Consider the following 12,095-nt stretch of genomic DNA (forward strand, 5'->3'; position numbering starts at 1 on the left):
TAGTTGCAATGCAGGAAATAGAAAAGTATTTATTTTACATCTATTAAGTCTTTTAATTTATCATAGGTTTTGTCTCCTATTCCAGATACATTTTTTAAATCTTCAATCGATTTAAAAGATCCAACATCCTCTCTATATGCAATAATAGCTTGCGCCTTTGAAGGTCCAATGCCTGGTAAAGTTGTTAATGCAGTTTCATCCGCTGAATTAATATTTACCTTACTTGCAGAACTAGAATTGTCGGAAGGCATATTAACGACCTGTGTAGGATCCATTTCCAAGGTGCCTACTTCCTCACCCTTCTTAGGGATATAAATTACCATTTCATCCTGAAGCCTTTGGGCATGGTTTACCAACTTCGATTCAGCCCCTTCTGTATAGCCTCCAGCCTTTTTTATGGCATCAATTACTCGTTCTTCAGTAGTAAGCTCATAGACGCCTGGAAAGTTCACAGCACCCTTCACATCGACTATTACTTTATTAACAACAAGCTGTTCCTGCTGTTCATCCTCGCTATTTAATTGTTCTGTTTGCTCTTGTGGAATAGTAGTAATAACCTCTAATTGTTGTTCATTAGAGTCAGTTTTTTGAAGGAAAAAATAAAGAAGAATAACAGAGACAATGCCGGGGAGAGCAATTGCCTTACCATACTTTTTAATCACTTGCTGAAAAATGAAAAAACACCTCTTCTCAGAAAGTAAATCATATGGAGTATAATAATAATATACATAATTTACCTTCTGTTGAAAAGATGCTTTTTTATTTAACTATATTTACTTTACTGCACGAATAAAAATTCTTTCACTTTCATTTGTAGGACTTTGCTCCATCCAGTCAGCAGTCACTACTATTTTTGAAAAGCCTATTTCAGTTAACCAATTTACATATGTGTCAATTGAAAAGGAGCGTTGAAGGTGTTCTTCATCAAATCGTTCAAACAATCCCGTTTTTTCATCCTTAACAAAAAACGTCATCTGATGGTAAACAGAATGTTCAAATTCTCCTTGTTCTGTATACCAGATGTAGGTGATTTCTCCATCATCATACGTAAAAGGACTTTCCATAAATATAACATCCATTTTAAAGAGAGAATGAACATCAAAAAATAATTGTCCGCCATCTCGCAAGCTGTTGTAAATTCGTTTTAATGTTTCAACAACCATTTGACTATCGGGTAAATAATTAATTGAATCAATCGGAATCGTCACAACGTCTAAATCCGAAAATCCTTCTAATTCATCCATAGACATTGCATAAAGCGGCAAGGTTACATTCGCAGCCTGCAAACGCTCATTGGCAACAGCCAGCATATCTTCAGATAAATCTATGCCACTTACGCTGTAGCCTTGTTGATGAAACATTAAAGAAAGTGTACCCGTCCCACAACCTACATCTAATAAATTTGGATATCGCTCACTAGGAGCATGGGATTTAACCCAATTAACATATTGGTCATAGGGTACATCTTGCATTAATTCATCATAAACAGCCGCAAATCGTTCATAACTACTCGTCATTCTACTGTTGGAATATCTAATTGAGGAGCATCTCCCCATAGACGTTCTAGATTATAAAATGCGCGTTCGTCTTTATGGAAAATATGGACAACGACATCACCTAAGTCAACTAAAATCCAACGTGCAGAGTCAAATCCCTCAATACGTTTTATTTCAAAACCATTTTCTTGGGCTTTTTCTTGAACTTCTCGTGCAATTGCTTGTGCTTGACGGTCTGAATTACCGTGGCAAATGATAAAATAATCTGCTAATAAAGAAATATTTTGCATATTTAATACAACAATATCCTCTGCACGCTTATCATCTAAAGCTTTATAGGCAATCTGTAATAAATTTTCTGTCATTCTTCACTGTTCCTCTCTTTTTTTCAATCCACAAATTTTCGTGTTATGAAATTACATCATTATAGCATTCAATCGAAACGGGATATATTTGCTGCTTTGTATGAACTAAAAAGGCAATAGAATGGCAAATACAAGCTTTCAAAGCCTCATCTATATCTTTATTTGCTAAAATTCGAAGTTCTTCTACACCAGGGAACTTTCGGTTTGGTTCAATCATATCTGCAATATAAATGATTTTCTCTAATTTTGTCATTCCAGCTCGCCCCGTTGTATGAAACCGAATTGCATTCAAAATATCTTCATTTATAATATTAAATTCATTCTCAGCAATCCATGCGCCTACTGGACCATGTAAAATTTCAGATCCCCAGCCAATTAGACGATGATCAAGTCCATTTTGTATTACTATTTGACGCATCCAATCTTCATCAGCATATTTTGCTATATCATGTAAAATAGCTGCTGTTTCAGCAGATTTAGCATTTTCATTGTACTTCTCTGCTAAAAAAATGGCGGTTTCCATCACACCAATAGTATGAATATATCTTTTTTCTGGCATACGCGTTTTTATTGCTGCTAAATAATCATCGCGTTCCATAAAGACCTTCCTTTCGAATATATTCCTCAACGCCTTCTGGCAATAAAAATTTTAATGTACCACCATTTTTTAATCTTTTTCTTATTAACGTTGAAGATAAATCAATTTCAGGTGCCTCCACCATTGTTACATCATATGTAGATGCTGATTGTGTTCCAGGACGCTTCAAACCAACAAATTCAACAATTTTTACTAACTCATCGACCTTATACCATGTATGAAGCGAATCAATCATATCGCCTCCAATGATAAAGTAAAATTGAACATCCGGCTCTCTTTCACAAAGCTCTTTCATTGTTTGATACGTATAGGAAATTCCACCAAGCTCCAGTTCAATCGTTTCAATTGTAAAATGGTCATAAGGTTCAATGGCGATTTCCACCATTCGTAGACGATTTTCCATTGTTGCATCATCAACTAATTGTTTATGTGGTGCAATCGCATTTGGCATAAAACGGACTTCATCTAGTTGCAACGCATCAAATGCCTCATTTGCCATTATTAAATGTCCGATATGAGGAGGGTTAAATGTCCCTCCTAAAATGCCAACTTTTCTCATTTGCATAACACCTTACTTTTTATCTGCTTTTGGTAACACAATCTTCTTATTATTGCGAGATTCTTTATATAAAACAACTGTTAACCCTATTAATTGAACAAGTTCTGCTCCAGTTCCAGTTGCTAATTGTTGCGCCACTTCATCTTTTTCATCTTCACAATTGTCTAAAATACGTACTTTGATTAATTCACGTGCTTCTAGTGCATCACGCAATTGTCTCAGCATTTGCTCATTAACCCCACCTTTTCCCACTTGAAAAATCGGTGTTAGATGATGAGCTTCAGCTCGTAAAAATCTTTTTTGTTTGCCTGTTAGCATAAATAAATGTTTCCTCCTAAATTAACTGTTTATTTTTGTAATTCCTCAGTTAATCTTTTTATCATTAAATTTGTGTTTGGATATTGCCCTAACCAATAATTAAAAGCAATCGCCCCTTGATGCACAAACATTCCTAAACCATTTACTATCTTGGCATTTTTCTTCTGCGCCTCTAGTAAAAAAGTTGTCATTAATGGATTATACACAATATCTGCAACAATTGCTCCTTCTTGCAGCTTTTCTAAAGATAGAGGAAGACTAAATTCACTATTTGCAAGCCCAGCAGAAGTAGATTGTATAATAATGCCGAAATGATCTAGTTGTTGTTCAGCATCTTTTAAAGAAATGGCTTGTCCCTCGCCTAATTCATTGACAATTTCTATCCCTTTGGAAATTGTTCGGTTGGCAATTGTTATATTCGTATACCCGTATTGTTGTAATGCAAAAGCAATGCCTCGAGCTGCACCACCTGCACCAATAATTAAAACAGCTCTTTGTTTATGTTCCTTCCCTACAGCTTCTTCAAGGGAATGAACAAATCCGGAACCATCTGTGTTGTACCCTTTCAGTTTTCCGTCTTGCTGACGAACAACAGTATTAACAGCCCCCATTTTTTCAGCAAGTTCATCTAGTTCGTCTAGAAATGGGATAATCGTTTGTTTGTGAGGGATTGTTACATTCCATCCACTTGCCCCTAATGTTTTTAAAGAAAAAACCGCCTTTTCAAGCTGCTCACTTTTAATATGAATCGGAATATACGCAGCATCGATATCCATCTCATTAAACCAAGCATTATGCATATTCGGGGATTTTGAATGTGCAATAGGATCCCCAATCACAGCAAACCATTTCTTCATTTCAAAAACCTCTTCTCTTAAATATCAATTACACCTATCGGCCAATCATCGCGTCGACTTTAGAATCATGTTTAAGCCCTATATTGCTGTAACTTAACCGTTGTTGCATTTGATGCGACGTATTTAGTAGGTCAACTTCCTTTCACAATCCTCCGTTAAATCTTATGACCCTTGGGAAGCAGAATCTTCACTCGGTATTATTCACTAAATAACCCAGGGGGAATGAAGATAGATCACAACTAGATTAATGAAGGGCGGATAAAAACCTCTACTCCTTTTGGTGCATGTGCTGCTACCACTACATTTGGATGCTGTACAGTTATCCAACCAAGCCCTGATATTACAATGTCCGTTTTCCCTTCTTTAACTGAAAACTCGTGACGAACTAGTTCAGGCAGCTGATCAATAAACTTACTCGTTGGAGGTGACAAAAGCTCCCCTTTATGCTCCTCGTACAATTCATCCGCCTTTTCAAGCTTCGTACGATGAATTGGTAAATCATTTGCAGCATAAACTGTAAAAGCAGAACGATCGCCTTTTATAAAGTCAAAACGGGCAAGTGCACCGATAAATAATGTTTGACCCTCATTTTGTTGATAAACTTTTGGCTTAATTTCTTTTTTCGGCATAATATATTTTAATTCACTCGAATCAATATGGTGTGCCATTTGATGATGATTGATTATTCCAGGTGTATCATAAAGAGCTGCACCATCATCAAGCGGAATTTCAATCATATCTAAAGTAGTTCCAGGGAAATGGGACGTTGTAATGACATTTCCTTCACCGGTAGCTTGTTTAATTATTCGGTTAATAAATGTGGATTTCCCAACATTTGTACAACCGACAACAAATACATCCTTGCCTTCTCGATACATTTCAATTGCATCCACTACTTCATGCATCCCAATGCCTTTATGTGCACTTACAAGCATGACATCAACCGGGTTTAAACCTAAATCCTTCGCTTCACGTTTTAACCAATTTATAACTTTTTTCGGTTTTACAGATTTCGGTAATAAGTCTACCTTATTCGCTACTAATAGCACTGGGTTGTTGCCGACAAATCGGTGTAGTCCAGGCAGCCAGCTACCATTGAAATCAAAAATATCAACAATTTTTACAATAAGGCCTTCTTGTTCACCAAGACCATTAAGTATTCGTAAAAAATCATCGTCTGTTAGGCTAACTGGCTGAATTTCATTATAGTTTTTCAAACGAAAACAGCGTTGACATATTACTGTTTCTTTTTCAAGAGAAGAAGGCGGCGCATACCCAACTTCCTTTGGATTATCTGTTTGAATTATTGCTCCACAGCCAATACAATTTGGCATTTCAATCATTACTGTTCCTCCCAAGTTTTAATTCCTTTACGCTTTAATAAATTAAAAACACGTCTTTCTACAAAACGATTAAAGCGCGTGACAAAACCGTCCGACTCCGCTACAGGTCGAACTAAAAACGTATATAAATTCAATCGATTGGCTCCCATTATGTCGGTGAGCAATTGATCTCCAACCATAACAACTTCATTACTTTTCAAGCGCAGCTGCTTCATCGCAGCATAATAAGCTGCTCCAAGAGGTTTTCTTGCCCGAGAAATAAAAGGGATTCCTAATGGATCAGCAAACCTTTTTACTCGTTCATCATTGTTATTTGAAACAATGATGATCTTCAATCCCGCATCTTCGAGCTCCTTCATCCAAGTAGCAATCTCTTCTGTTGCATCTGGTCTGTCCCATTCAATTAGAGTATTGTCTAAATCAGTAATAATCCCTCTAACTCCAAGCTTTTCCAACTTTTCTGGTGTGATTTCAAAAACTGTTGTTACAAATTCATTCGGCAATAGAAAATTATACAAAGCCTTAACTCCTTCAATAAATTTTATCCCGCATTAACGGGAAGTAAATTATTTGCATCAAAAGCGATGCGACTAAAGTTTTAACGACGAGTAACCGCAGGAACAGGTACAAAATTTCCACTTTAATTAAATATAAGTTGCAAAGCAACTGCTCGTAATTTGTACACAACTAAATGCGCCAAGTCCTGCTCTGGTCGCTGTGCTTTCGTCGCAAAAGAACTTTTTGGCAACGTCTGTGTACCCCACATCGTGTGTGAAACAACTAACAATCAGTGGAAAATACCCCACTGATTTGTAGGCTTCACTTTATTATTCGATTATATCATAATTGCAATCGGTTCACCCATCTTCACTGCATGACCTTTTTGGATATTTTCCGTAAAGTGAATAAAATTCTCCTCAAAAAGCATGACAACTGTAGAACCAAAAGAAAAATACCCTATCTCTTGTCCCTTTTTCCATGTTTTCGAAGTGTTGGTTAATTGTATTGAATTGACAAACATCGCCCCTACTTTAACAAGCGCAAAGTTTTTATTATTTTGATATTGGAGCTCGCTTATCATACGATAATTATGACTAATTGGTTTTTTCCCATAAGTAAGTCCTAATTGATTCACTGGGTAAGATTTTTTTCCAAGAACATATTGCCGAATTACTGTACCATCCAAAGGGCTATGAATTCTATGATAATTTGCTGGACTTAAATAAAAAACAATATAGTTTCCATTTTTATATTTTTCAGCAATTTGATCTTTTCCAAGTAAATCTTGCAACGTATATGGCTTATTCTTAACAGTAAAAACTGCATCACATTTTATCGTTCCAAATGCTTCAACCTTTGCATCAACAGGGCTGATAAATGTTTGCTCATGCAAATGTATCGGCCGAGCTCCCTCTTTTAATTGTCTTGTAAAAAAATCTTGTAAACTAGAAAAACTTTGCAGATCTCGTGAAACTTCTGATAGGTCAATTTCGTATACTTTACTGTATCTTTGAATAAAGTTTTTACTAAACGTGGAAGTTACAAGTCTTTTTAATACGAGGGAACTGTATTTTCCGTTCGTTAATTCAATTAAACGTTGGTAAATCTTCTCTTTCATACTGTACCCCCTAATAAAACATTTGTATTCTTTACAATAATTTTAATGAAAGCGAAATTTTACAAAAACTTTGATTCACTTACAATTTACACTGTTTCGAAGTATAATATATAAATATATTTAGTGCAAAGGAGTGTTCCCCATGTTTCTTTTGCATATGGTGGATTCAACAGTTAAAAAAGTTAAATCTCAAGCTGCTAATTTGATTACAATTTTCAATTTATCGTTTGGTGGAGCTTCGATTATGGCGACATTAAATGAAGCCTATAGTTACAGCGTTCTATTTATCTTTATTGCTGCTTTTTTAGATCGCTATGACGGAAAAGTAGCACGGAAGCTAAATCAGGAATCCGAGCTGGGCAAACAATTGGATTCTATGGGTGATATTATATCATTTGGTGTAGCACCTGCTCTATTAATGTATGAAAATATATTGTCCGATTTTGGAATGGCCGGAATTATTTTGACAATTGTCTATATCGCCTCTGGAGCATTCCGTTTAGCTCGTTTTAATATAACTGAATCAACTGGGTATTTCGTAGGGTTGCCTATTACAGCAGCAGGAACTTTTTTAACGTTTTCCTATTTCCTTATTTCTTCAGTTGGACCACAATTTTATATGTTCTTATTCCCAATTCTTTCGGTTTTGATGATAAGTACATTTACATTAAAAAAAGTATAATTTTCAGTCGATGCATTTAACCAAGAGTGCATCGATTATTTTTTTGCGATATTATTGCTCTACATTTTCATTTTCTTGCCAACAACATCATATAATGTCGAAAAAGGCAGAAAGGATGACGTAACCTGAGCGGGATCTTTGCGTCAATTATGCAGCTTTGGTTAGATATTCCGACATTTTTAGGGTATTTAAAGGGGCAGGCTTTCCATAGACCATTTACAAAAGAAGAAGAAGCAAAATGCATAGAACGGTTTATGGCAGGAGATGAACAAGCGCGGCTAGATTTAATTGAAAGAAACATGAGACTTGTAGCACATGTCGTCAAGAAATTTCACCCACAGCATGAACAACTAGACGATTATATATCAATTGGTACAATTGGGTTGATGAAAGCGGTTAGCAGTTATACACCAGATAAGAAGACTAGATTAGCCACATATGCTGCACGTTGTATTGAAAATGAAATACTAATGCATTTACGGGCGCAAAAAAAAGTGCAAAAAGATGTTTCACTTTTCGAACCTATTGGAGTAGATAAGGAAGGACAATCTTTGCAAATCCGTGACTTGCTTCAGCTTGATGAACAGCCAGCAATCGATAAAATCGAACAAAAGGAAAGTTTTGAGCAGCTCTATTCTTATCTTAATACTTTGGAGCCTCGTGAACTTGAAATTATCGTCTATCGATATGGATTAAACAACAACGACCCCCTAACCCAAAAAGAGATTGCAAAAAAGCTAAAGATTTCAAGAAGTTATGTCTCACGCATTGAAAAAAGAGCTTTAGTTAAGCTATATCAGCAATTTAAACATAATCAAGCAGAGAAAGAATCGAAAAAAGCTGAAAATCAAACATATCGGGAATAATTACTTAAGCTTATAAAAAACAATTTACTTAGCTTTTCATCTGTTCATTGTATATGCCAATAAAAATATTGCTAACTAGAAATTGATTAAAAATTAGAGCTACCATACACGCCATTTTCTTACTACAACTATTTTTAAAGACAACTCCTAATGTTAAACTACTCTCTTTACTCTTGGCTGCTTAACAATTCATTTTGTTAAGCAGCCTAAATGTTTTTTACTCTCAGTATTCATACTAATTAATACTCGGCTTCATACTTCATAACTAAATATTTTTGCTCCATTTCGAATTTATTTTAGATTTAATTTGGTAATGTCTTCTATAATTTGAGAATATATTAAACCCCACACTTCTTATCAGCTATTTACTCACGCTTTCCAATGCGATAATCATCTTTAATCATGTTAACAGTCTCGGTTGTACAGGAGTGAATTTTACAGTAAGTTTGAAGCTAAAAAGTAAGGGGATACAACTTAACTTACGAAAAAACTTAATGTAACTGAATCAGCAATAACATTGTATGAAACTCTACTGTTTTTCAAAAATTTGTTATATATATGTTATAATAGTGTTATCAACTTTTAATAGGAATTGCAGTTATAGGGGGTGGAATTATTATGGAAGGCAATAAAGAGGGGACGAGACTATCTTTGAAGCATCAGATAATTGCTATTATCTCAATTGTAATCATTGGGTTAGCTATATTCCTATCAATAGATCTTTACATGGACCATAAATTCATAATGGAAATTTCCAATCAATGTTATGATATAAATGGGTTTCCAGTCGTAGAAAGAAGCTCTCTTTTTTCGGGCGATTTCACCTTCTCGTGTGAAAGGCAATAAAGAGGGGAACCCAAAGTTACACTCGGGCTCCCCTCTTTAACATAAACATTGTCTATAAAAACTTTTGGTTTTAATGATAAACTGAATCACTAGCTCCCATATAAATCACAATACCTAAAATAGTTGTAATCGCTACAGCACCCGCCATAATTAATAACATAGCAAATACCTCCTCTATGTGAATTTTTTAAAAATACCCTATACAACCATAATTATATATTACTGTGTATTTTTATTTACCGTCAAGGAAGTTTATGAACAAACGATGACGTTTATAATTTTTCAATCGTTTTTAATACAATTTCTGTAGAATGCTTTGCAGCAACAGGTAAAAATTCATCAAAACTAATATTTGATTCTTTTCCCGCAATATCAGATAAAGCACGAATAACAACAAATGGTGTATTAAATTGATAACATACTTGAGCTACCGCTGCAGCTTCCATTTCTACTGCTTTCATTTGTGGGAAATACTCTCTTACTTTTTCTACACGCTCTGGATCATTCATAAACGAGTCACCTGAGCAAATTAGTCCAACACCGTATTGATGTTCTCCAATTTCACTTACAGCTTCTGTTGCCAAGCCAATTAATCGTTTATCAGCTTCGAACGCAGCAGGCATCTGTGGCACTTGTCCCATTTCATAATTAAAGATTGTCACATCTACATCATGATGACGAACTTCATCGGAAATAACGATTGCACCTACTTCTAAATTTGAATCATAACCGCCTGCAGAACCAGTATTGATAACAATATCCGGTTTAAATTCATACAATAAAATGGTTGTAGACATTGCAGCGTTTACTTTTCCAATTCCACTTTTCAGCAGTACAACTTCTTTATCCTTATATGTACCTGTTGTATACTCACTATTTGCAATTTTAGCTACTTCAGTATTTTCCAGTGAATTTCGAAGTAGTTCCACTTCTTCTTCCATTGCACCAATTACAGCGATTTTCATTTTGTTTCCTCCAATTCTTGACACATATTTTAACATAAATAAAATATGGTCGTTCGTCAACGCTTATTGTTAATAGGTACCCTCCAGCTGTGAAAGTTTTTCTACTTTCGTTGGCTTCCAGCCTTCATTTTGCACCCATTCAATAAATATTCGATATTTTTCTGAACGATCGTTTGTAGAAACAACCGCTACAGAAGAATCTGCACTACCGTTATTTTTTACAGACCAATAAATAATATTATTTTCCTCAAGGTTTACTGCATTACGAAACGTTTCAAGCTTTTCTTCGTAATCAATATGTCCTTCTTCATAAGTTGAAATATGCTCTCCAGTCTGTTTAGTTGTGGTAGGTTTCCAATTGGGATCAATAATAACCTCATCTACATTTGGATCATCCGAGGACTGTACAATCTGTTGCGCCTGATTATTGTTTGGATCTTCTTCTACGGATTCATTATAATTCTTCTTTTGCTCCGTATCACCTGCAACCATATCATTAGTTTGTTCATTTTTCTCGTTATTTTGATTAGCAACATCTTCTTGTTCTTTTGTTTCATTTACTTGTGCTCTTTCATTTTCTTTATCATTATCATTATTAAAGACAGCAACAAGATTTAAAACTATAAGAATTGATACGACAGCGATTAATATATTTAAAAGGCGATCCATCTTTTTTCGCTTTTGACTACGTTGATGACGTTGTTTTTTTTCTGAACGTGTTGTTAAACTAGGTTCTTCATTAGACATGGGACATGAATCCTCCTTTGCCATAGATATCTTTTATTTTATCAATATTCGATAGTATAACACCATAAGTTCTGTCAATTTTTAATGTATTTGTTAAGCAAATAAAATAAATGAAAAGTATGAATTAAAAGGTATTTCCTTTTTTAAAAAATTTGAGCAACAATTAAGCCGCCTCAATAGTATATGAGGCGGCTTATGTTTGTTATGTCTTTCCATATCGATCGGCTATGTATAATAATTAGCCAGTTGAAAGGGACTATAATTATTTAGCTGTTTTAATGGAAACAATACGTACTTCCATATCTCCACCTGGTGTTGTTAACTTTACTATATCGTCAACTTTATGACCAAGCAACGCTTTCGCTATTGGAGAATCGTTAGAAATACGTCCTTCAAAAGGATCAGCCTCTGCAGAACCTACGATTGTGTACTCCTCTTCATCGCCATCCGGCAGTTCAACAAAAGTAACTGTTTTCCCTAAAGTAACGATATCACTTTGACCTTCTGCTTCTTCTATAATTATTGCATTACGCAGCATTGATTCAATTGCAGAAATTCGTCCTTCAACGAAACCTTGTTCTTCTTTAGCAGAATCGTATTCAGAGTTCTCAGATAAATCTCCAAAACTACGGGCAATTTTTATGCGTTCCACAACTTCTTTACGCTTTACAGTTTTTAAGTGTTCTAATTCTTCCTCTAATTTTTGTTTCCCCGCTAAAGTCATTGGATATTGTTTTTCATTTGCCAAAACATTTCACTCCTTAACTACTCACAATAATTTTACTTGAAACAATACTATACACCTTATTATTAATAATGCAATCGTTTTCTTTAA

15 protein-coding genes are annotated in these 12,095 nt (G+C 35.0%); 2 read left to right on the plus strand and 13 right to left on the minus strand.

Features of this window, described 5'->3' with window-relative positions; all coding sequences use genetic code 11:
- Positions 1-29: 29 nt before the first annotated feature.
- The 10 genes from EKG35_RS02810 to EKG35_RS02855 form a co-directional block, all read right to left on the minus strand.
- Entirely contained in the window at positions 30-662 is a 633-nt protein-coding gene (locus tag EKG35_RS02810) for a helix-hairpin-helix domain-containing protein (protein ID WP_246020143.1), read from the minus strand.
- Positions 663-773: 111 nt separating this feature from the next.
- Positions 774-1,517, minus strand: coding sequence for a class I SAM-dependent DNA methyltransferase (locus tag EKG35_RS02815; protein WP_126292799.1), 744 nt, complete (start codon positions 1,515-1,517; stop codon positions 774-776).
- Positions 1,514-1,861: a ribosome silencing factor gene (gene rsfS / locus EKG35_RS02820; protein WP_126292800.1), complete on the minus strand. Its 348-nt coding sequence runs from the start codon at positions 1,859-1,861 to the stop codon at positions 1,514-1,516. Before rsfS ends, EKG35_RS02815 begins: the two co-directional genes overlap by 4 nt.
- A 43-nt stretch (positions 1,862-1,904) precedes the next feature.
- Positions 1,905-2,459 carry a bis(5'-nucleosyl)-tetraphosphatase (symmetrical) YqeK gene (gene yqeK / locus EKG35_RS02825; protein WP_126292801.1) on the minus strand — a complete coding sequence of 185 codons (555 nt, stop codon included), beginning with the start codon at positions 2,457-2,459 and terminating at the stop codon, positions 1,905-1,907.
- Positions 2,446-3,018, minus strand: a complete 573-nt coding sequence (locus EKG35_RS02830) for a nicotinate-nucleotide adenylyltransferase (RefSeq protein WP_126292802.1) — start codon at positions 3,016-3,018, stop codon at positions 2,446-2,448. The genes yqeK and EKG35_RS02830 overlap by 14 nt, the downstream gene beginning before the upstream one ends.
- A gap of 12 nt (positions 3,019-3,030) precedes the next feature.
- Positions 3,031-3,336 (minus strand): ribosome assembly RNA-binding protein YhbY, encoded by a 306-nt coding sequence (yhbY, locus tag EKG35_RS02835; RefSeq protein ID WP_126292803.1) that lies wholly within the window; start codon positions 3,334-3,336, stop codon positions 3,031-3,033.
- A gap of 29 nt (positions 3,337-3,365) precedes the next feature.
- A complete protein-coding gene (gene aroE, locus EKG35_RS02840; protein ID WP_126292804.1) occupies positions 3,366-4,193 on the minus strand; it encodes a shikimate dehydrogenase in 828 nt (275 codons plus the stop codon).
- A 239-nt stretch (positions 4,194-4,432) separates the two neighbouring features.
- Positions 4,433-5,536 carry a ribosome biogenesis GTPase YqeH gene (yqeH, locus tag EKG35_RS02845; protein WP_126292805.1) on the minus strand — a complete coding sequence of 368 codons (1,104 nt, stop codon included), beginning with the start codon at positions 5,534-5,536 and terminating at the stop codon, positions 4,433-4,435.
- Positions 5,536-6,054 (minus strand): YqeG family HAD IIIA-type phosphatase, encoded by a 519-nt coding sequence (locus tag EKG35_RS02850; protein WP_126292806.1) that lies wholly within the window; start codon positions 6,052-6,054, stop codon positions 5,536-5,538. Before EKG35_RS02850 ends, yqeH begins: the two co-directional genes overlap by 1 nt.
- A 317-nt stretch (positions 6,055-6,371) precedes the next feature.
- On the minus strand, positions 6,372-7,154 hold the full coding sequence (locus EKG35_RS02855; protein ID WP_126292807.1) for a phosphatidylserine decarboxylase: 783 nt from the start codon (positions 7,152-7,154) through the stop codon (positions 6,372-6,374).
- A gap of 142 nt (positions 7,155-7,296) precedes the next feature.
- On the opposite strand from EKG35_RS02855, the gene pssA reads away from it, so the two are divergent.
- Positions 7,297-7,836, plus strand: coding sequence for a CDP-diacylglycerol--serine O-phosphatidyltransferase (pssA, locus tag EKG35_RS02860; protein WP_126292808.1), 540 nt, complete (start codon positions 7,297-7,299; stop codon positions 7,834-7,836).
- 125 nt (positions 7,837-7,961) lie between these two features.
- Positions 7,962-8,702: an RNA polymerase sporulation sigma factor SigK gene (gene sigK, locus EKG35_RS02865; protein ID WP_126292809.1), complete on the plus strand. Its 741-nt coding sequence runs from the start codon at positions 7,962-7,964 to the stop codon at positions 8,700-8,702.
- Between the two features lie 1,118 nt (positions 8,703-9,820).
- Here the strand turns inward: sigK and mtnN are convergent.
- The 3 genes from mtnN to greA all read right to left on the minus strand — a co-directional run bounded on the left by mtnN (position 9,821) and on the right by greA (position 12,008).
- The gene (mtnN, locus tag EKG35_RS02870; protein WP_126292810.1) at positions 9,821-10,513 is read right to left on the minus strand and encodes a 5'-methylthioadenosine/S-adenosylhomocysteine nucleosidase; all 693 of its coding nucleotides are present in this window, start codon (positions 10,511-10,513) and stop codon (positions 9,821-9,823) included.
- A 69-nt stretch (positions 10,514-10,582) separates the two neighbouring features.
- On the minus strand, positions 10,583-11,260 hold the full coding sequence (locus EKG35_RS02875; RefSeq protein WP_185807622.1) for a YrrS family protein: 678 nt from the start codon (positions 11,258-11,260) through the stop codon (positions 10,583-10,585).
- Positions 11,261-11,522: 262 nt separating this feature from the next.
- Positions 11,523-12,008, minus strand: coding sequence for a transcription elongation factor GreA (greA, locus tag EKG35_RS02880; protein WP_126292812.1), 486 nt, complete (start codon positions 12,006-12,008; stop codon positions 11,523-11,525).
- Positions 12,009-12,095: the final 87 nt, after the last annotated feature.

It is taken from the genome of Lysinibacillus telephonicus (assembly GCF_003966145.1).
In the GTDB taxonomy this organism is placed as follows: domain Bacteria; phylum Bacillota; class Bacilli; order Bacillales_A; family Planococcaceae; genus Ureibacillus; species Ureibacillus telephonicus.